The 21651-nt window shown below is 38.3% G+C and carries 14 protein-coding genes; 3 read left to right on the plus strand and 11 right to left on the minus strand.

The features are described from left to right. The first annotated feature begins 18 nt into the window (after window positions 1-18). Window positions 19-1263: an NAD(P)H-dependent oxidoreductase gene (locus tag B7692_RS04170; protein WP_049500118.1), complete on the plus strand. Its 1245-nt coding sequence runs from the start codon at window positions 19-21 to the stop codon at window positions 1261-1263. Window positions 1264-1378: 115 nt separating this feature from the next. Here B7692_RS04170 and B7692_RS04175 read toward each other — a convergent pair whose 3' ends face one another. The 11 genes from B7692_RS04175 to B7692_RS04230 form a co-directional block, all read right to left on the minus strand. Continuing rightward, complete coding sequence (locus B7692_RS04175; RefSeq protein WP_000371291.1) at window positions 1379-1636, minus strand: DUF896 family protein; 258 nt, start codon at window positions 1634-1636, stop codon at window positions 1379-1381. A gap of 41 nt (window positions 1637-1677) precedes the next feature. After that, on the minus strand, window positions 1678-3714 hold the full coding sequence (gene glyS / locus B7692_RS04180) for a glycine--tRNA ligase subunit beta (RefSeq protein WP_084929987.1): 2037 nt from the start codon (window positions 3712-3714) through the stop codon (window positions 1678-1680). 211 nt (window positions 3715-3925) lie between these two features. Then, window positions 3926-4843 (minus strand): glycine--tRNA ligase subunit alpha, encoded by a 918-nt coding sequence (glyQ, locus tag B7692_RS04185; RefSeq protein WP_084929988.1) that lies wholly within the window; start codon window positions 4841-4843, stop codon window positions 3926-3928. A gap of 192 nt (window positions 4844-5035) precedes the next feature. Continuing rightward, window positions 5036-5797, minus strand: coding sequence for an elongation factor Tu (locus B7692_RS04190; RefSeq protein WP_084929989.1), 762 nt, complete (start codon window positions 5795-5797; stop codon window positions 5036-5038). A gap of 285 nt (window positions 5798-6082) precedes the next feature. Further along, window positions 6083-10786 (minus strand): S8 family serine peptidase, encoded by a 4704-nt coding sequence (locus B7692_RS04195; RefSeq protein WP_084929990.1) that lies wholly within the window; start codon window positions 10784-10786, stop codon window positions 6083-6085. A gap of 207 nt (window positions 10787-10993) precedes the next feature. Continuing rightward, entirely contained in the window at window positions 10994-12385 is a 1392-nt protein-coding gene (pgdA, locus tag B7692_RS04200; RefSeq protein WP_084929991.1) for a peptidoglycan-N-acetylglucosamine deacetylase PgdA, read from the minus strand. Window positions 12386-12520: 135 nt separating this feature from the next. Continuing rightward, window positions 12521-14248: a septation ring formation regulator EzrA gene (gene ezrA, locus B7692_RS04205; protein ID WP_084929992.1), complete on the minus strand. Its 1728-nt coding sequence runs from the start codon at window positions 14246-14248 to the stop codon at window positions 12521-12523. Between the two features lie 81 nt (window positions 14249-14329). Beyond that, complete coding sequence (gyrB, locus tag B7692_RS04210) at window positions 14330-16276, minus strand: DNA topoisomerase (ATP-hydrolyzing) subunit B (protein WP_000134041.1); 1947 nt, start codon at window positions 16274-16276, stop codon at window positions 14330-14332. Between the two features lie 14 nt (window positions 16277-16290). Then, on the minus strand, window positions 16291-16854 hold the full coding sequence (locus B7692_RS04215; RefSeq protein ID WP_192855471.1) for an HAD family hydrolase: 564 nt from the start codon (window positions 16852-16854) through the stop codon (window positions 16291-16293). Between the two features lie 372 nt (window positions 16855-17226). Next, the gene (locus tag B7692_RS04225; protein ID WP_084929995.1) at window positions 17227-17961 is read right to left on the minus strand and encodes an amino acid ABC transporter ATP-binding protein; all 735 of its coding nucleotides are present in this window, start codon (window positions 17959-17961) and stop codon (window positions 17227-17229) included. Next, on the minus strand, window positions 17961-18644 hold the full coding sequence (locus B7692_RS04230) for an amino acid ABC transporter permease (RefSeq protein ID WP_084929996.1): 684 nt from the start codon (window positions 18642-18644) through the stop codon (window positions 17961-17963). Before B7692_RS04230 ends, B7692_RS04225 begins: the two co-directional genes overlap by 1 nt. A 191-nt stretch (window positions 18645-18835) precedes the next feature. Between B7692_RS04230 and B7692_RS04235 the strand changes: the two genes are divergently transcribed. Together B7692_RS04235 and B7692_RS04240 are read left to right on the plus strand one after the other, a co-directional pair. Then, the gene (locus B7692_RS04235) at window positions 18836-19066 is read left to right on the plus strand and encodes a DUF1797 family protein (RefSeq protein ID WP_049515694.1); all 231 of its coding nucleotides are present in this window, start codon (window positions 18836-18838) and stop codon (window positions 19064-19066) included. 230 nt (window positions 19067-19296) lie between these two features. Beyond that, window positions 19297-21555, plus strand: coding sequence for an ATP-dependent Clp protease ATP-binding subunit (locus B7692_RS04240; protein ID WP_084929997.1), 2259 nt, complete (start codon window positions 19297-19299; stop codon window positions 21553-21555). Window positions 21556-21651 lie beyond the last annotated feature (96 nt).

Consider the following 21651-nt stretch of genomic DNA (forward strand, 5'->3'; position numbering starts at 1 on the left):
GATAGGAGACCAAAAAGAATGAAATTTGTTGGACTTGTAGGATCAAACTACGATCAATCATATAACCGTAAACTCTTGGAATTCATCCGTCGTCACTTCAAACTCAAATTTGAATTAGAAGTTCTTGAAATTGATGAAGTTCCAATGTTTAACCAAGACGAAAAATGGGATGAAAGCTTCCAATTGCGTCTCTTGTATAACAGAATTACACGTGCTGATGGTGTCATTATCGCTACTCCTGAGCACAACCACACAATCTCAGCTTCTCTTAAATCTGTTCTTGAATGGCTTTCATACGAAGTTCATCCATTTGAAAACAAACCAGTTATGATTGTGGGAGCTTCTTACTACGACCAAGGTACTTCTCGTGCCCAAGTTCACCTTCGTAAGATTCTTGACGCTCCAGGTGTCAATGCCTATACACTTCCTGGAAACGAATTCCTTCTTGGTAAAGCCAAAGAAGCTTTTGACGCAGAGGGCAATATCACGAATGAAGGAACAGTTAAATTCCTCGAAACTTGCTTGGATAATTTTGTAAAATATGTAGGAGTTGTTTCAAAATTGAAAAAACCAAAACCAATTGAACCAGAAGATTTGGATTGTGGCAGACCAATTGCTACCACAATCACAGAAGTTGATCCCGATGATCCAGAATGGGTTGAAAAAGTTGCTGAAATTACTGGTGCGGTTTCAGGTGATACCTATGTCAAACTAGATCATGGTATCTTAACTGTTAACCAAATCGATATGTTCTTGAAAGCAATGCCATTTGAATTGACATTTGCAGATGATAACAACCAATTCTTATACTACAATAATGTTCACCAAGATCCAAACACCATGTTTGCTAAACGTGTACCATCTCAATCTGGTAACCGTCTCTCAACTGTCCATAACTCACTTCCCGGTGGACGTATGAAAAATGTTGAATGGGTTGTCGGTGTACTGCGTAATGGTGATCAAGAATATGTTCGTACAATCGTTCCTGGATCTCCTGCAGGGGTTATCAATACTCACAACTATCAAGCTATGTACTATCCTGATGGATCATACGCTGGTATCAATGAAATAGTCTTCAACTTCCAACCATGGCTTGATTGGTACCTCAATACAACTGGTCAACGTCTAGTTGGTGGAAATGCTGCAGCTCCTGCTGGCGGACATGGTCACGGTGATGCAGATGCTACATCTGGAGCTTCTGATGCAGGTGAGGCTGGAGGCCACGGTGGTGGTGCAGACGCTACATCTGGAGCAAGCAACTAATAGTAGTTTTAGGAACCAAATTGGTTCCTTTTTTAACCAAAAAAGACTAGCAGTTTGTATCTGCTAGTCTTTTGATTATGATTTCACCAATCTTTGTTAAAAGAAAGAATAGTGCTTATGAATTTGGATCATCAAGACTTCTGCCATGTAACCCTTTTTCACGTTGGACTTGACGTAGTTTCTCTGGTGTAACATCGTTTCCTTCTTCGTCCACAATTTTGATTCCTTCAATGTGGTGACGAACAGAGCGACGATAGCCTTCGATATACTCCTCACGAAGTTTAGCTTGTTCCACTTTTTCAGCAGAAGTTAAGCCTTCTGTTTTTTTCTTTTTGGCAAGCTCGTTGATACGAGCGATTTTTTTCGGATCCATTTCTTCTCCTTTGTGATAAGATACAGTCCGTTTGACTGAGTTTATTTAGTATTGATTTGGTTAAAACGAGCGAGCTTAGCTGCTTTCTTGGTTAGTTGTGACAAGATTGCCAAACGATTTTGACGGACTGCTTCATTTTCAGCCATAACCATGGTATTCTCAAAGAATGCATCAATGACTGGGCTAAGAGCAAAGAGTTGTTTCAATTGCTGACTGGCAGATCCTGATAAAATAAGTGATTCTACTGCTTCCGCCAAAGCTTTTTCTTGGTCATTTTCAAAAAGTGCTGAATCAACTGTTGCAACTCCTTCTACCTTTTCAGCCAAGTTAAAAGCACGAGAAAGTGATTCCACAGATGGTTTGAAGTCTTCTTCCTTGCTTGCTTCTACGAGAGCACTTGCTGCTTCCAACATCTCTGCCACAACAAAGTTTGAACCTGCAAGAACTGCTTCCTTGATATCTTTTGGAGTAGAACCCATCATCTTATCAACACGAGCCTTGATAAAATCCATAACCTCTGCTTTATTTTCATAAGTCAAGCTGTCAAATGTTAAAGCATAAAGGCTATCAATCAACTCATCCATAGCAATGTGCCAACCAAAGGCATCCAAGATACGAACCACACCTTGCGTCGCACGACGAAGGGCATAAGGGTCATTAGAACCTGATGGAATCAAACCTACTGAGAAGAAACTCAAAATAGTGTCCAATTTGTCTGCAATGGCAAGCACTGCGCCGACTTTGCTCTTTGGAAGTTCGCCTTCGGCTGATGTAGGCATGTAGTGTTCACGAATAGCAGCTGCCACCGCTGGAGTTTCACCAGCAAGAAGGGCATATTTCTCACCCATAATTCCTTGGAGTTCGTCAAATTCGCCAACCATACCTGTCAACAAGTCAAACTTGTAAATGGCTGCTGCACGGGCTAGATCAATCGTTTCATCCGCTGACAATCCTGCTTTTTCTGCCAAGAGAATAGCAATCTGCCCCGTACGAATCATGTGTTCACGAAGGGAACCAATCTTCTCATGGAAGGTGACATTGTTTAATTTTTCAACAAGATCTGAAATCACCAATTTTTGGTCTTCACGCCAGAAGAATTCACCGTCTTCTAAGCGAGCTACTAAGACTTTTTCATTTCCTTTAATGACATTTTCCAAATACTCTGCGTTTCCGTTACGAACAGAAATGAAGTTTGGCAATAGTTTACCGTCTTGATCACGAACAACAAAGTAACGTTGGTGTTCTTTCATTGAAGTCACCAAAACTTCTTCTGGAACTTCAAGGTATTTGGCATCAAAACTTCCCATAAAGGCAGTTGGGTATTCAACCAAGTTCAAGACTTCATTCAGCAAATCAGCATCAATTTCGATACGTACACCATGCTCAGTTTCGATTGCTTTGATTTGGTCAACAATCATTTGCTCACGTTCACGTGGATCTGCGATTACAAACTGCTTACGAAGGTCTTCTTCATAGCTCAATGCTGACTGAATCTTAGTTTCTTGTCCCAAGAAACGATGACCACGGCTCACACGACCTCCCTTGATATCAAGGAAATCCAAATCAAACTCTTCTTCATCTAAAAGAACAGTTAAAGTGTGAACAGGGCGGATATATTCAAAGGTGTTGTTAGCCCAGTGCATGCTGACAGGGAAAGTCAAGGACTTCAAGACATCTACAACACCAGGAACAATGGCTTCAACTGCTTGACCAATTTCTTCCTTAGTGACATAGACATATTCTTCACCCTTAATTTCACGAAATTCGATATCTTCAACAGTCAAGCCTTTTCCTCGGACAAATCCTTGAGCTGCTTTGGTGAAATTTCCATCACTATCCAAGGCAATTTTCTTTGCTGGCCCCTTAAAATCTTCTGTCAAATCAGACTGTTTGTCTGCAAGACCAGTCACACGAACAGCCAAACGACGGGGTGTTGAGAAGGTTTGAATAGCTTCAAAAGACAGGCGGTTTTCCTTGAGGAAGGCTACCATTTTTTCGCCTAGTTGTTTTTCACTTGGTGTGACAACATAGGCTGGTAATTCTTCAAGACCGAGTTCTACTAATAAGTTTTTTGTCATGTTTTTTCTCCGAAAAATATCTTTTTATTTTCCAGTTTGCCTTATGTGATTGGCACGCAAGCAACCAACTTCGTTGTTTCATTGCTAAAATTGGAGCCAAAAGTCTCCAATTTTGCCTAGTATCCTTAGTTTCACTAAGGATACCTTCATCACTGCGGCAACTGGTTCAGGGCTCACACTGTTCGCCCATTTTCGTAATTTGTCACTTTCTTTATTCCGCGTCTTCTGCTAAGAGTTTAGCTCTTGTTTCTTCATCCAAAAGTGGGTAGCCTAGGCGTTTGCGTTCTGCGACAAAGGTTTTGGCTACGACACGGGCCAAGTTACGGATACGAGCGATATAGCCTGCGCGCTCTGTTACAGATACGGCACCACGCGCATCAAGCAGGTTAAAGGTATGTGAACATTTGAGAACATAGTCATAGGCAGGGTGAACCAAACCTTCTTCCAAGGCACGACTAGCTTCTTTTTCAAACTTATCAAAGTTTTCCAGCAACATTTCTTGATCTGAAATTTCAAATGAATATTTTGAGTGCTCATACTCAGGCTGGATAAAGATTTCTCCATATTTTACACCATCAGCCCACTCGATATCATAGACAGAGTCTACTTCTTGAATGTAAGAAGCCAAACGCTCCAAACCATAGGTAACTTCCGCAGTCACAGGGCCAGTTGCCAATCCACCTACTTGTTGGAAATAAGTGAACTGAGTGATTTCCATCCCATCAAGCCAAACTTCCCAACCGAGACCTGCAGATCCAGTAGATGGGTTTTCCCAGTTGTCCTCAACAAAACGAATATCGTGTTCCAAAGGATTGATTCCCAATTTTTCCAAAGACTCAAGGTACAGTTCTTGGATGTTTGATGGAGAAGGCTTCATGACCACTTGGAATTGGTGGTGTTGGTAGAGACGGTTAGGGTTTTCCCCATAACGACCGTCAGCAGGACGACGTGATGGCTCCACATACGCTGCATTCCATGGCTCAGGACCGATAGCACGAAGGAAAGTGTAAGGACTCATTGTACCCGCACCTTTTTCATTATCATAAGCTTGCATAAGCATACAACCTTGGTCATTCCAAAATTGTTGCAAAGTCAAAATAATTTCTTGAAATGTTAATTTCTTAGACATTGTTTACTCCTTTTTATATAAATTACTTGCGACACGAGTCTGCCTCGTCGATCATACGAGGCAAGACGAGTTAGTACTGCGTCTAGCTCAGGCAATCTAGTGCTGAGCGTGAGGCAGTCCGACTATAAGGAGGTTTCTGCCACTGACGCAGTGGAAAGTCAATTTTTTAGACATTGTTTACTCCTTTAGTTTTTATATTTCTTTTTCAATTAATTTCTGCTGAACAAACCAATTTAACAAGGGAAGAGTTTTATCTGTATTTGTCCATAAATGATAAGAATCGAAGACCGCTTGTACACTACCTAGATTTTCTACCAACTTATCTATTGTCAAAAAACTACGCCAGTATTCGTAAAAAATACTTGCATAGTTCTTATCATAGGTCGAAGAACCAAAATCATTCAATGAATGCCAACCATACTTCTTCTGAAAAAGTTCTACAAGAGATTGATTACAAATTTTTTCCGCTTGAAATTCCTCTTCTGTCAAGAAATACTTGCGACTAATATATTCAACCATCCCCTCTTCGAACCAGATATAAGAGTCGTAACCATCAAAATCATCTAAAAAATGCTCCGACCAATGAGCTAACTCATGTCCTACAATCTGTAAGAGGAAATTTTCAGATAAAGAATGATAGTGACTTTCTATTACTTGAGTTTGCTCAGAACACTCGTAGTCCATCAACTGATACAAATACAACTCTTTCCAAACAGTTAAATCAGGCGTCATAACCATTCGTCTATTATTTGTATAGGCTGGAACAGTACTTTCCCTAATAATCTGTGTAGCAGCACTAAAACTTGACCAAATAACGGCTTGCGGTAAATCACAAACTGCAAGTTCATTCTTTAAAAAAGATTGATAATCTTTCAACTTTTCAGTATTTCTTACTACAAACTCACGAAATGCAGCTAGTTGGCTATCGTCTTTTACAAGATAAAGGTTTTCCACGTCTCTCCTTTCTTTCACATAATAGACTGAATAAGCGAAAGAACCGCGTCCGACAATCCTAGGTTGATTTAACCTAGGGGCGTCAGAAACGCGGTTCCACCCTAATTTATTACTTCATTGTTTTTGAAAATACTACAGAAAGCGCCAGTTCTTTATTTTGCCCTACTTGGCTCCCACTATCCCAAGCTCGCTTGAAGAACGCCATAAGACTTTCTTTCCTGCAGACTATTATATCAGAATTGTAACATACTGTAAATCAAAAACTATAGAAAGATGTATAGCAATCTACTCACTTTTTGAAAAAGTTGCAAGTCCAATAACTGACAACAAGAGAGAAATTCCTGAAATACTTACAATAATAGAAATCATGTTATTCTCACCAGTGGCTGGTAATTGTTTTTCTTCTTTGTTGACTGTAGCTAAAAGCACTTGTTGACCACCTCCAGCTAGTGTTTTATTGTCATGATTAGCTTCTATAATTGATGTAGCTTTCTCAATTTTATCATTGCTAATTGAAGGCTTGATAGTTGAGACTTGTCTATTGTGACTTACTAATTTAACAGGTTTCACTTGAAAAACCGGCTTAACTGGTACAACTGGTTTGGTTGGAATCTCTACTTTATTAGCCTTAAGTTTTACAGCCGTCTCTTTTAGAGCATTGATTACTTCATTAATTTCTTCTTGACTAGCTTCTGCATTTTCCAAAAGTAGCTTAGCTTTGTTGAAAATAAGATTATATGAATCTTTCTCCTCTTTGCTAGCTGTCAAAAATCTTGGATCTTTGTCTTGGAACTTCACTTCATCCACGATAACATTTTTTAGGCTCATGAAATCTGTTTCTTTCCCATTCAGCTGGTCTTGTGCTTGCAAGAAAGTGGTCAATAGACGGTCGATTTCATCTTGAGTTATCAAATCTTTTGTAATTAATAATGCCAAGAGTTTAAATTCACGATCATATTGACCTTTGCGTTCTTGATCAGAATTTATATATTTACCTTTTTTAACTGTCTCAGCATATGCTTTAATAGCATTCTTCAATGATGTGATATCAGATTCCTTACCATCCAATGTTTGCATAGCAGACTCTAAAGCCTTAACAATTTGGTCAATTTTATCTTGGTTAAGTTTACTTCCCAATGCTAGTTGCGCATCTTTGACACTTTGATCAAAAATCTCTTTTAACTTCTTTTTTGTATTATAATATCTTGGAGTTTTAACTACTTCCATTTGTTTATTTAAAGCTGCAATCAGAGCTAACTTAGAAACGACTGAAAGTGACAAAACATTATTTTTACCAAACAAAACTTTAAATGGTTGAAGATTATCAAGTAATTCATAACCGTTTGATAGATTTACAAGAACCTTATATTCACCAGTAACTACTTTCTTACCATAAGAATATTTACCATATGTTTCAGCTTGCAAGACTTGACTCTGACCGTCTTCACCTACTAAAGTAATCGTTGTAGTTCCAGGAACAGCTTGATTAAAGCCAACCGTTACTGGGGCATATTTCATTTTGTTAGCCAAGAAGGTAATAGTTTGAAAACTATTTTCTTTCGTTAAATCAAATTCCTTAGATAGGGCACTCACAAATTTCAATTCTGTACGGTCATAGCTAAAAATTTCTGCAACATAATGCCCAAATTTCAAGAAATTAATATCTTTTGACTTATCAACGGTTACATATTGACCTTCGCTATTTTTAATGCGATAAACATAAGTTGTATCAATCTCATCGTTGGTTTTATTGTTTAGTATAGCAATTTTTACACGACCACTATTTTCTTCACCTACAAGATCTTTGAGAGATATAAAATCTACATTTCCCGCAAAGTCTTCTACATAATAGAAGATTTTCGATTTATCAACGTTCTTAGGGAGTGTATAACTACCATCTTCATTTTGTTTGATAATTTGATACTGTTCGATTTCTGAATCTGTCACCTCTCTATTTTCAGAAGGACGAATATAAAAGACTTTTTCTAGAAGAATTCCACCATTTCCTACATCCTGAGGTTTGCGAGCTATAAATTGTTCTTGATCTTCTTGAGAACGAATATATCCCGAAGTAATCAAAGGTTTTTGTGTATCGATTTGAATTTTAAATATTGTGTATTGTTCCTCAGCTCCAGGGACATCTGGCTTATAACTAATAACATAGTCATAAATTCCATCAGAGACTCGATTTCCATTAGAATCCTGTCCTCCCCAAGCTGTTTTATCTACAATGTAACTTCTTGGATTTCTAGTATCACCATCAAAATAATTTTTTACAAGGTCTGTTGGACGACTTTGCCAAATAGGATGACTGTGTGTTGTATCCGAAGAAGCATAAACCGTCGCACGAAGATTTACCAAGTTTCTATAGACAAGAGTTTTAAATTGAACAGAATCTTTATTACCATCCTCATTTGGCGAGATAGCAAGGCGGATGTTCCCCTTTTCATCTAATTGAAGATGGTATTTTCCTTCAGCATCTTGTTTCACTCCGAGTACAGTTACTCGATTGCCTTGATGCTCTGCTTTTAAAACATTTACATCATTTTCAGAACTTGTTAAATAAGTTGCATCGTCTGAAGGTGAAATTCCTGGATTATCTTTATCAATTTCAGAGTAAAATCCACTGTTTCCTTCCTTAATCAATTGATAAATTGGTTTTTCAATTGCAGGTAGATTTTGGAATTCTCCCTTAAATCCCATAAATGGTAAGCCAATAACAGAACCATCATCTGCAGAATTGACAAATCTAACAAATCCTTCTAGAAAATATCCATTTGGCATTATTTTGCTAAGTTCTTCAGTAAACTTACTTGTATCTACACTAACTGTTACCGTCTTCGTACTATGAGCTTTCACAGTTACTTCAGGCCAAACTGTTTCAGTTAGTTTTCGTGGACGGAGAGTGAATTTCCCTTCTTCAACTTCGTCCGTATTTGTATTTACAATCATCTTCAATGTTTGGTCTTTATCCGAAATATTATGAATTGTAACTTCAAAGGTAAATTTATCACCAACATTGCCAAGAGTAACACTTGGATAGTTATTTGCACCTGTTACAAATAAATCTGTGCTTGTTGCCGCCATCGTGTCAACTACGCCCGCACCTTGCTGACGTGGAGAAGTATAGGCTCCAGTCTGTTTATTAAAATGTGGTTTTGCGGTAGACATAATTAAAGCTTTTACAATCTCTGAAATTTGACTAGCTGATAATTCAGGATGTTTCTTTGCTAAATATTCTTTGACTAATGCTGCGACACCAGCTACATGAGGGGCAGCCATACTTGTTCCACTAATACTTCCATAACTATTGTCGTTAAATGATGAATAGATATTTCCACCAGGTGCAGTAACATCTGGTTTCAATTGTCCATCTGTTGTAACTCCCCAGCTTGAAAAATCTGATAATTGGTCTGCAACATCTGATTTACGATTATCCATCTTGTGATTAAAGACAATTTTATACTGACCAGACTTAAGAATTTCACCATAATGTTTTGAAATAAAGACAGATGGGATTTTCTTAGCATCACCTGTAACAGACATACTAACATTTGCACCTTCAACGTTGTTATAAATTAAAACTCCAGCTGCACCGTGTTTAAGAGCATTTTTAATCTTATCAGAAAAATTAATTTTACCACGTTGAATCAGTGCTAACTTGCCTCTTACATCAATATTAGCAAAATCTTCTTCACGACCAATACCCGCTGCTACATATTCGTATTCTTTCCCTTTTTCAAAATCTTTTTCTGTTTCAGGTCTATTAAAATCAAACTTACCATAATCAAGGGTAGCGTCATTTTCTAAACCTTTTACTTCAAAGACTTCAGTAGTTAGAATTTTATTATTAATCGAAGCAACAGAAATTGAATCTTCTACTGTAGAAGGATTTCCGACGAGACCATAATCAGGATTTGCTGCCAATGGTTGTGAAAAACCTCTACCGAAAGTATTACTATTACCAGCAGCAATAACAACAGATACTCCTTTAGCGCGTGCTCTTTTTACTGCATCAATGATATCTGAACCTGCATCTACCGTTGAACCCGCACCTGCACCCAAACTCATATTGATCACATCTGCACCTAGTGCAACTGCATCATCAATAGCTTTTACATAGAGGGCAGATGCTGTAGTTTTATCTCTGTCTGAAAAAACTCTCATAAACATAATTTGAGCTTCTGGCGCCACCCCATAAACCTTCTCAGAATTCGGTGCTTTATTAACAGGATTTCCAGCTACAATCCCAGTAACATGCATTCCATGAGACTCTTTTTCAGCTTCTTTTATATTATCAGTTCCATCAAAGTAATCATAAGCATATACTACTTTATCACTGTACCATTTCCCATAGTCAATACCAGCGGCCTTTTTAGCTTTTTCGATATCATCCTGATTTTTAAATTTCGCCTTTGACGGATCAGAAATGCGCAAAACCTCATGATTCAAATCAAGCCCTGAATCTATAACAGCGACTACAGTTCCTTGTCCTTTATGTCCTGCTTCCCAGGTTTTTGGGACAGTAATAATTTCATTACTGGAGATACTGTTTGGCTTTTCTTTATGTCTACCTTGAGATAACGACTGTGATTGTAAGCTTTCCGAAGAAGAATTACTTTTCACTGCTGATTCTTCCTTCTTCTCTTCACTTTTTATAGCAGTCGTTTCTTTCTGTGTGGTTACATTCTTGTCTGACTTATTATCTCTATATTCTATAGAATCATCTTGTTTTAATGACTCTGTCACTTCTGTTTTTTCCTTCGAAGAAGAATTTAGAGCATTCTTGTCAGCCGTGACTGGCGGTGCGAGCTTATTTGAATCATCTAATTTATTAGTCGTTACAGCATGTGTAACTTGATTGGATGCTTCAAATTTTCCCTCATCGGCACTAACCTGTGCGAAAGCAAATCCGAATGCAAAGACCGTTAGCAGAAAAATCGTTGCTACTTGGTACTTTTTATGACAAAAATCTTTGCAATCTCCCATAAAATCACTCCTTTTTATTTAAATTAAAAGTATTATATACTAAATTATCAGAAAATTCTATCAAAAACTTATTTTGTAACAAAATTGTAATATTAACTAATCCTCTCACGAGATTTAAACATAAAAAAATTTAGCCTCGATTAATACAAGACTAAATTTATTTATTGAAAAATTACTTACGATTTAATTAGTCATTCAGCAAAAATCTTACTGATCACGGTCATAGAATAGTTCATGTGCTTTTAATCGTGAATTAAGCATTTCAGGAATTGTTACAAAGTCATAACCTTGCCCTTTCAAATAGTCAATAACCTTTGGTAGAGCATTTACCGTCTCAGCATGGATATCATGCATAAGAATAATAGAACCATTCTTGACTTCACGCTGAATTTCTGTCAAAATAGCTGCTTCATTTTTACTTTTCCAGTCCAGACTATCTACATCCCACATAATAAAGCTTAAATCTAAGCTTTTGCGAATGTCGTCTGTAATGGCTCCATAAGGCGGACGCATAAGTTTAGAGCTAGAACCCAGCACCTTAGTTAGCGCATCCTCAGTATCAGTAATTTGTTTTTTAGCTTCATCAAGGGAAAGTTTTGAAAGCACTGGATGACTCCAACTATGGTTTCCAATGACATGTCCATCCGATTTCATGCGTTTCAAAATCTCTTCATTTCCAGAAACATTCTTACCTAGCACAAAGAAAGTTGCTTTGATACCATACTTAGAAAGAGTATCTAATGCTTGAGTTGTCGTCGTAGGATTTGGTCCATCATCAAAAGTCAAGGCTACTACTTTACGATTTTTCTTCTCAAAATAAGCTTTATAAAGTTCCGCATCCTTATCTAGCAAATATGAGGACTGAATAACTTCAAAGAAACTAGATACTGGCAAGGCAATCTCGTCTAGATTTTCAACTGTCTGACTTGGATAAAGGATAATCTGACTATCCTTGTAATCAAAATTCCATGCAGACAAGTCTTGGTCAGAGAAGCCTTTAACAACTTGATCAACCTTTTCTTGGTCCAATTTCTTATCCTGTAAAAAAGAAGTCAGTTCTTTTATTAGTTTCTCTTTGGCCTTACTAGCATCTGAAAATAATTGATCAAGTGTAAAAGGTTTACCATCTTCTGTCAAATGTACTTTTGCCAGACTAGTTTTTTCAGTCTCTTCAACTTTTGACGAAGTTAAATCATAGACTTGTTTCATCACACTTCGGTTGACAATCCCTTTTAAAGTCGAATCCTGTTTCTCCGTATAATAAAAAACCAGATTTTCTTTGTCTTCCAGATTTTCCTTAATATCCTGTGTCATGATTTCTTGTACAGATGAAATCACTTGCTCCCCTTGGAGAGGATAATAGGCAATTACTTCTGCTTGTCCCTTACGAAAATGATCTTTCTGATTTCCCTCACTCAATTGATCATCTTTCTCTTTTTTGAGCGTTTCAATCCTTTGTTCAAAACTTTGCTTTGTATATACTTTGTATCCAATCATTGAACCAAGGACGCAAATACTTACTGAAAAGATAGCTACCAGGGCTATTAAACCGATTCTCTTTTTATCGTGCTCAACACGCTTTGCTCTACTTTTATCCATAGAACCATCATATCAAATTCAAGCTATAATTTCAATGAGAAATAAGTACTATCACTCGTTTTGAACAAAAAAATAGACTCCATAATATCTATAGGGGATTTACCCACTACAAATATTACAGAGGCTTTTATTATGTTAGAAACGAATCGTCTCACGTGTTTTTTCGTATGAAGTGACAAAACGGTTGGTTACACCTGGTTCTGCAACTTCCAAAGCTTGCGAAATCTTATCAAATGAAGCATGATAATCAAATTCTTTTTCAAAAATTTCTAATGATTCATTAAAGGCTTCTTGAATTCGTTCATCAAATGAGCGGTAACGGTTCGAATACTGTAGCAATTGTTCTGTCAACGTTGCATATTGAACAATATTATAGGTTTCTTCTTCAAGTGCTTCCATATCATTTGTTGTAATTTCAAGCATACGGTTCACAGCTTCGATATTGACCCGGGCTTCTTCTAGTTCAGCCATCAACTCTTCAGTATGGTTACTTGCTGTAAAGAACAACTGTAAGAAATTCTGAGGAATACCTGGAAGATTGCGTTTTTCCATATATCTCTTAATTGTGTGAAGACGATTAACATAAACATTTGCCTTCTGGCGAGCATTGATATCATCTTTTTCAATCTGAGCAAGGCGTTGACTAACCGCAACTTGTTCATCTTCAATTTCCTTCAAAGTCGCTTGTAAGTTTTCCAAACGATCTTCAAGGAATGAATAAGGTTCAGAATGTTCCTCTTGTTCAGAAGTTAATTCCAATACAGATTCTTCTAAAGATTCTAACTCAGCTTGTAATCTATGAACATGACTAATATCCGTTTCAGATAGTAGGTAATTGTTACTCAATCGTTGAATATCTTCCACTAAAACAGCATTACTATCTTTCATGTGTTTCAAATATGTAGGAAGGGTTGTAACTAAGCCTTCTACTACTTTTTGAGCAGCGATTTCTCGTGTAAAGATATCATAGAGTGCATTGATTTCTTCTTGAACTTGAGTATTTTCATACTCAGCATTATCCAACTCTAATTGTGCAATATTTTCGTGGTTTTTCTTCAAAGCTTCATAAAGCAATTGGAAGCGAGATTCAATATCCGTTTCAGCAAAATGATAATTAGCATCTAAAAGTTTACGGTAACCGTCTTCCAAATCTTCCAATTGATCAGGTAGCTCTTTAGATAATGTTTTTACAATCGCTGGCAGGCGGTCAACAATGTGACTCAAAGCCAAGATATGATTTTCAGCATTATCCAAAATTACAGCAGCTTCTACTGGGTCACCTGAAGTATTTAAAGTAACAAACTGAGAAAACTCTGATTGGATATTTTCTAATTGTTTTTCGATTTCAGATAAACCTTGGCCATATTCTTCAGAATGATCAGCCACTCGGTGTTGCAACTCTTCAAACAAGTCCAAGGTATGAAGAACACGTCCACTATTTTTAGACTCTTGTTTCTCCAAATCTGCCAAAGCATTGCGAATTGCCGCAATATCTTCTTCAATCAAGGTAATTTGACTCTCAATTTGGTCAATTTGATGACTGGCCTTGAAAAAACGGAATGAGTTGTTATAGCCTTCTGCTTCAAAAAGATTATTTTCGATATCAGCAAAAGAGTTAAGAGATAGGTCAACCCATTTTTGGTTCCACTCACGGAAAGTCACTTGACTTTGTCCAATCAAGTGCATATTTTTTACAGCTTCAACTTCATCGTTTACTGGAAGATTGTACAGCTCTTCTTTTTTCTCTTCTAAAATTGCTAATTTACTTTCATTGCGTTTTCGTACGTAGATTGCGATAGCATAAGCAATCACTAAGAAAACTGCAACTGCAATTGCAAGATAAATTACTAGTATACCAGACATATTAAACTCCTTTTTTACTTGAAACAATCGTAATGATTATATCATATTTTTTAAACCAAGGGAACTACTTCTCCCGATTTTTTAGACATCAAGTGTACTATAGACGGCATTTTCTTCGATAAATTCACGACGAGGCTCTACTCGATCCCCCATCAACATATCAAAGATTTTATCTGCCTCAGCTGCGTCATCCACAGAAACTCTGGCCATCAAGCGATGCTCGGGATCCATTGTTGTTTCCCATAACTGATGATCGTCCATTTCACCTAGCCCCTTATAACGCTGAATGGTCGGTTTGGTACGACCTTCACTATAACGGGCTAAGGCTTCTTGGAGTTTGATTTCTTGGTCTGCTCCTGGCTGGATATATTCTTTAATCTCACTTCCAACCTTGACACCATAGATTGGTGGTTGGGCGATATAAACATAGCCAGCTTCTAGGATTGGTTTCATATAACGATAAATCAAGGTTAAAAGAAGGGTACGAATGTGGGCTCCATCGACATCGGCATCGGTCATCAAAACAAGTTTTTGGTAACGAGCTTTTGAAACATCAAATTCTGCACCGAATCCTGTTCCCATCGCTGTAAAAAGACTACGAATTTCTTCGTTAGCTAGAATCTTATCCATACTTGCCTTTTCAACGTTCAAAATCTTACCGCGGATTGGAAGAATTGCCTGAAATTCACGGTTACGACCAGATTTTGCTGATCCACCAGCTGAGTCTCCTTCGACGATGAAGAGTTCTGTTTCCGCAGGATTGTTAGAAGAACAGTCTGCTAGTTTTCCTGGAAGGTTGGAAATTTCCAAACCAGATTTTTTACGAGTGACTTCACGCGCACGCTTGGCAGCAACACGAGCTTTGGCGGCCAAAATTCCTTTTTCCACAATTCTCTTGGCAATCTGTGGATTTTCCATGAGGAAATCAGAAAAGGCATCGCTGAAGAGACGATTGGTAATCTTGACCACTTCGCTATTTCCCAATTTTGTCTTGGTCTGTCCTTCAAATTGTGGATTTGGGTGTTTAACTGAGATAACTGCAGTTAATCCTTCGCGGACATCTTCCCCTGTTAGATTATCTTCATTGTCTTTCAGTAACTTATTTTTACGAGCATAATCGTTGATAACACGAGTCAAGGCTGTACGGAAACCTTGTTCATGCGTTCCACCTTCATGGGTATGAATATTATTGGCGAAACTCATGACATTTTCATGGTAACCCGTTGTGTACTGCATGGCTACTTCGACTGTGATATCATCCATTTCACCATCTGTGTAGATTGGTGTATCAAAGATAACATCCTTGTTCTCGTTGATATATTCAACGTAACTAGCAATCCCACCTTCATAGTGGTAATGCTTAGTTTGTTCTAACCCCTCACGCTTATCTGTGATGGAGATTTGAAGACCACGATTTAGGAAAGCCAACTCTTGAATCCGTTTATTTAATTTATCAAAATCAAAGGTTGTTGTTTCCGTAAAGATTTCTGGGTCTGGTGTGAAGTGAACTGTTGTTCCCGTTTTATCCGTATCTCCAACCACCTCAAGGTCTGCAACAACATGACCACGACGGTATTCTTGGTAATGAATCTTACCGTTTTTGTGGACATGAACATCTAATTGAGTGGAAAGGGCGTTAACTACTGACGACCCCACTCCGTGAAGACCACCTGAGACCTTATATCCGCCACCGCCAAACTTTCCTCCAGCGTGAAGAACAGTAAAGACAGTCTCAACGGCAGGTCGACCTGTTTTTTCCTGAATATCGACTGGGATACCACGCCCATCATCAACAACTGTAATCGAATCATCGGGCTCAATAAAGACTTGAATATGGCTAGCAAATCCTGCCAAGGCCTCATCAATTGAGTTATCAACAATTTCCCAGACTAGATGGTGAAGACCTTCTTTTGAGGTCGATCCGATATACATCCCTGGACGCATACGAACAGCCTCTAAGCCCTCTAAAACTTGAATTTGACTGGCATCATAATCTTGTGCCTGCAGATTTTTGATTTCTTCTGTCATCTTTTTCCTTTTTCTTACATGTCTAATACTTGTCTTAAATTCACGATACTGGTAAACAAGTGGGTAGCTAGTCCTGCAGCTTGCCCGGCTTCGATATCAATCGGTCGATCACCAATTACAAGACCAGAGGTAATCTGATATTTTTCTCTTAAATAAATCATGGACTCAGGATCTGGTTTTCTCTTAAATCCTGAGTTAGAAGTCACCACTTCTGTAAAATAAGCTGCTATAGAGGTTTTTTCTAAAATTTCCAAGACTTGATTATTTCGGTGAGATACCAAAAAATGACGGCCACCTTGATTTGAGATATCTTTCAATAAATCAGAAACTCCATCAAACAAAATCGGATGTTCTAGCTCTCTGGCTTCATTTTCCTTGTACTTTTCTAAAAAATTCTCTAAGTTGGGAGCGAATGTCTCAATCGCAAAATCAGTAGAAACCTTTAAAGCCTGATAGACACTGTCATGGTCTTGTGTGATGCCATACAATGCCAATGTTTCAACAAAGGCAGCTGTTGAAGTTTCATAATTATCCAGTAAAGTTCCACCTAAATCCCAGATATAATCGTGATATTTCATACCCTTCATTATAGCATTTTTTTATGAAAAAAGCGATGATTTCCCTGACTTTCCCACATAAAAATGCTCTATGATATTTATATAGGATAAATCTCTTATAGATCTTATGAAACCTATTTTCTTTTAGAAAAAAAGTCCCATAAGATCTATAATGAAAAGCAACCAAACCATCATTAGAGAGAATCATATGGAACAATTATATTTTAACACAAAACTACTTGATATAAAAAATCCTAATACCCAATTTATGGATGTTATTAATAGGGGGGTAACTTCTCAAAGTAACTTCCACTTGACTGGTATTGAGCCTAGCTTTTCATTAATCTATACTTTATATGTAAAGTTAGCTACAAATAGCTCCACAAAACTAACTTATAAAACCTTACTCAAGAAGTCTTTAGTCCGTTGTTCTTGGGTTTGTTCAAAAATCTGTTCAGGTGTTCCATCTTCAACAACCACACCATCTGCCATAAAGATGACACGGTCTGCCACCTCACGAGCAAATCCCATTTCATGTGTTACGATAACCATGGTCATTCCTGACTTGGCTAAGTCTTGCATAACAGCCAACACCTCACCTACCATTTCAGGGTCCAGGGCTGAAGTTGGCTCGTCAAAGAGCAAAACATCAGGTTCCATAGCTAAACCACGCGCAATAGCAATCCGCTGTTGCTGACCACCTGACAAACTCTGTGGATAAGCAGTTGCCTTGTCTGGTAAACCAACTTTTTCCAAAAGTTCCTGAGCTCTCTTCTCTGCAACTTCCTTACTTTCACCTTTGGTCTTGATAGGAGACAAGGTGATATTTTCCATCACAGTCATATTAGGAAAGAGATTAAATTGTTGGAAGACCATGCCCATCTTCTCACGCATAGCAAACAGGTCATTCTTCTTGTCCGTAATATCAACTCCCTCAAAGATAACCTTCCCATTGGTTGCTTCTTCCAACAAATTCATAGAACGAAGCAAGGTAGATTTCCCGCTCCCCGAAGGACCGATGATAACGACAACTTCTCCACGTTTAATCTCGAGGTTGATGCCCTTCAATACTTCATTCTTTCCAAATGATTTATGTAAATTTTCAATTTTTATCAAGGTTTCTGTCATTATTTCTTATCTCCTTGTCCCATACGTTTTTCAAAAGCTTTCAAGGCTACTGTCAAAATAGAAGTCATAATCAAGTAATAAAAGGCTGCAAATAAAAGTGGTGTTAAAGGTAGATAGGTTGTTGTAGAAACTGTTGTAGCCCCATTCCACAACTCCATGACACCAATAGCTGATAAGAGAGAACTATCCTTGATAATAGTGATAAATTCGTTTCCCAATGCTGGCAAGATATTTTTGATAGCTTGTGGCAAAATCACATAGCGCATCGCATTTTTAGGACGGATCCCTAAAGAATAGGCCGCCTCTAGTTGACCTTTTGGAACCGCATTAATCCCAGCCCGAACAGTCTCAGAAACATAAGCACCACTGTTCATTGAGATAATCAAAATCCCTGGAATCAGACGAGAAAGATCAACACCCAAAATCCCGATCTGAATAGTCGGAGCATTGATATGCATAAGAGCAAAGGCAATCATAATCTGAACCATCATCGGTGTCCCACGGAAAATCCAAACGTACAAGTTGGCAAGCCAAACAAGCGGTTTAAACTTTGAACGTTGCCCAAAAGCCAAGACAACACCCAAAATAGTCCCAAAAAAGACAACGCAGATAGAAATGAGAACCGTCACAATAGCCCCATAGTTAAAATAAGGCAAATACTTAGGTAAAAAAGAAAAATTCATAGTCACACTGCTTTCTAAAATAGAATACTGTATGATTATAACATGTATTGAATTAAAATTCAAACTTTTTATCCGATTTATTCAAAAAAAACTTTCAGCTGGTAGAATTAGCGAGAAATCTTAGTTTTTTCTAGGCAAGTTGACCTCCTTTATGGTAAAATAGTAACGATAAGAAATGAAGGAGAATCAAAATGGAATCACATTTGGTTAGAATCATCAACCGCCTTGAAGCAATGACAAAAGACGGCGGAAATTTAAAACGTAATTTTGAACGCGAAGGAGTTGTTGTTGCAGAAGTTGCATACAGCCACGACGAAGAAAACGGCTCAATCTTTACCCTTCGTGATGTCGAAGCTCGCGAAACTTATACGTTTGACAGCATTGACTTGATTGCAATGGAGATTTACGAACTCCTTTACTAATACAAAACAAGCTGGGATTACACCCTGCATGTCTAACCAAAATCCTTTTTGTCTCACAAATAGGATTTTTTTATTCCCTAAAATCTCAAAAATTTTCATTGTAACAACTTCTCACAGCTGCAATCTTTTTACTTGCTTTACACCCCAATCCTGTTATAATGAGAGTATAGAAATTTGACTATTTTTGACCTTTAGACAGGTCAGGCTAAAGAAAGAAATGAGGTAGATGTATGCTTTGTCAAAACTGTAAAATCAACGACTCAACAATTCATCTTTATACCAATCTTAATGGAAAGCAAAAACAAATTGACCTCTGTCAAAACTGCTATAAGATTATCAAGACAGATCCTAACAATAGCCTCTTTAAAGGTATGACAGATCTGAACAATCGTGACTTTGATCCCTTTGGTGATTTCTTCAATGACCTAAACAATTTCAGGCCTTCTAACAATACTCCTCCGACTCCCCCAACCCAATCAGGTGGAGGTTACGGTGGAAATGGCGGTTATGGTTCCCAAAATCGTGGACCTGCTCAAACTCCTCCACCAAGCCAAGAAAAAGGACTACTGGAAGAATTTGGTATCAACGTAACTGAAATTGCCCGTCGTGGAGATATTGACCCCGTTATTGGGCGCGACGATGAGATTATCCGTGTCATAGAAATTCTCAATCGCAGAACCAAGAATAATCCTGTTCTTATCGGTGAACCAGGTGTCGGAAAAACTGCCGTTGTCGAAGGTCTAGCTCAGAAAATAGTTGATGGAGATGTTCCCCATAAACTACAAGGAAAACAAGTCATCCGTCTGGATGTGGTTAGCCTTGTTCAAGGAACGGGTATCCGTGGACAATTTGAAGAACGCATGCAAAAACTCATGGAAGAAATTCGCAAACGTGAGGACATCATTCTCTTTATCGATGAAATCCATGAAATTGTTGGTGCTGGTTCTGCGGGCGATGGCAATATGGATGCAGGAAATATCCTCAAGCCTGCCCTTGCTCGTGGGGAACTGCAACTGGTCGGTGCCACTACCCTCAATGAATATCGTATCATTGAAAAAGATGCTGCCCTAGAGCGTCGTATGCAGCCTGTCAAAGTCGATGAACCAACCGTGGAAGAAACAATCACTATCCTCAAAGGGATTCAAAAGAAATACGAAGACTACCACCACGTTCAGTATACCGATGCTGCAATTGAAGCAGCTGCAACTCTTTCCAATCGCTACATCCAAGATCGCTTCTTGCCTGACAAGGCCATCGACCTCCTAGATGAAGCTGGTTCTAAGATGAACTTGACCTTGAATTTTGTGGATCCTAAAGTAATTGATCAACGCTTGATTGAGGCTGAAAATCTTAAATCTCAAGCTACACGAGAGGAAGATTTTGAGAAGGCGGCTTATTTCCGCGACCAGATTGCCAAGTATAAGGAAATGCAAAAGAAAAAGGTCACAGACCAAGATACTCCTATCATCAGTGAGAAAACCATTGAGCACATTATCGAGCAGAAAACCAATATCCCTGTTGGCGATTTGAAAGAGAAAGAACAATCTCAACTCATCCATCTAGCCGAAGATCTCAAGTCTCATGTTATTGGACAAGATGATGCTGTCGATAAGATTGCCAAGGCTATTCGCCGGAATCGTGTCGGTCTCGGTACCCCTAACCGCCCAATCGGAAGCTTCCTCTTTGTCGGACCAACTGGGGTCGGTAAGACAGAACTTTCCAAACAATTAGCTATCGAACTCTTTGGTTCTGCTGATAGCATGATTCGCTTTGACATGAGCGAATACATGGAAAAACACAGCGTAGCTAAGTTGGTCGGTGCCCCTCCAGGTTATGTTGGCTACGATGAGGCTGGGCAACTGACTGAAAAAGTCCGCCGTAATCCATATTCTCTTATTCTCTTGGATGAAGTAGAAAAAGCCCATCCAGATGTTATGCACATGTTCCTTCAAGTCTTGGACGATGGTCGTTTGACAGATGGTCAAGGACGCACCGTTAGCTTCAAGGATGCCATCATTATCATGACCTCAAATGCAGGTACAGGTAAGGCAGAAGCCAGCGTTGGATTTGGTGCTGCTAGAGAAGGACGTACCAACTCTGTTCTCGGTGAACTCGGTAACTTCTTTAGCCCAGAGTTTATGAACCGTTTTGATGGTATTATCGAATTTAAGGCTCTCAGCAAGGACAACCTCCTTCAGATTGTCGAGCTTATGCTAGCAGACGTTAACAAGCGCCTTTCTAGCAACAACATTCATTTAGATGTAACTGAAAAGGTCAAGGAAAAATTAGTTGACCTCGGTTATGATCCAAAAATGGGAGCACGCCCACTTCGTCGTACTATTCAAGACTATATTGAGGACGCAATCACTGACTACTACCTTGAAAATCCAAGCGAAAAAGACCTAAAGGCAGTTATGACCAGCAAGGGCAACATTCAAATCAAATCTGCCAAAAAAGCTGAAGTAAAAACTTCTGAAAAAGAAAAATAAATCCTATAGAAAAGAACCTGAGACAAAATAGTTCTCAGCCACAAAAAAACTAGAGATTTCCAATTGCGGAACTCTAGCTTTTTAATTTTGAGTCGT

The organism is Streptococcus mitis, assembly GCF_002096925.1.
GTDB classification, from domain to species: domain Bacteria; phylum Bacillota; class Bacilli; order Lactobacillales; family Streptococcaceae; genus Streptococcus; species Streptococcus mitis_AF.

Coding starts and splice junctions, on each gene's coding strand:
- gyrB (WP_000134041.1), bottom strand. CDS start 16,276: ATGACAGAAGAAATCAAAAATCTGCAGGCACAAGATTATGATGCCAGT.
- B7692_RS04215 (WP_192855471.1), bottom strand. CDS start 16,854: ATGAAATATCACGATTATATCTGGGATTTAGGTGGAACTTTACTGGAT.
- pgdA (WP_084929991.1), bottom strand. CDS start 12,385: ATGGATAAAAGTAGAGCAAAGCGTGTTGAGCACGATAAAAAGAGAATC.
- B7692_RS04225 (WP_084929995.1), bottom strand. CDS start 17,961: ATGACAGAAACCTTGATAAAAATTGAAAATTTACATAAATCATTTGGA.
- B7692_RS04175 (WP_000371291.1), bottom strand. CDS start 1,636: ATGGATCCGAAAAAAATCGCTCGTATCAACGAGCTTGCCAAAAAGAAA.
- B7692_RS04230 (WP_084929996.1), bottom strand. CDS start 18,644: ATGAATTTTTCTTTTTTACCTAAGTATTTGCCTTATTTTAACTATGGG.
- B7692_RS04170 (WP_049500118.1), top strand. CDS start 19: ATGAAATTTGTTGGACTTGTAGGATCAAACTACGATCAATCATATAAC.
- B7692_RS04240 (WP_084929997.1), top strand. CDS start 19,297: ATGCTTTGTCAAAACTGTAAAATCAACGACTCAACAATTCATCTTTAT.
- B7692_RS04195 (WP_084929990.1), bottom strand. CDS start 10,786: ATGGGAGATTGCAAAGATTTTTGTCATAAAAAGTACCAAGTAGCAACG.
- B7692_RS04235 (WP_049515694.1), top strand. CDS start 18,836: ATGGAATCACATTTGGTTAGAATCATCAACCGCCTTGAAGCAATGACA.
- glyS (WP_084929987.1), bottom strand. CDS start 3,714: ATGACAAAAAACTTATTAGTAGAACTCGGTCTTGAAGAATTACCAGCC.
- ezrA (WP_084929992.1), bottom strand. CDS start 14,248: ATGTCTGGTATACTAGTAATTTATCTTGCAATTGCAGTTGCAGTTTTC.
- glyQ (WP_084929988.1), bottom strand. CDS start 4,843: ATGTCTAAGAAATTAACATTTCAAGAAATTATTTTGACTTTGCAACAA.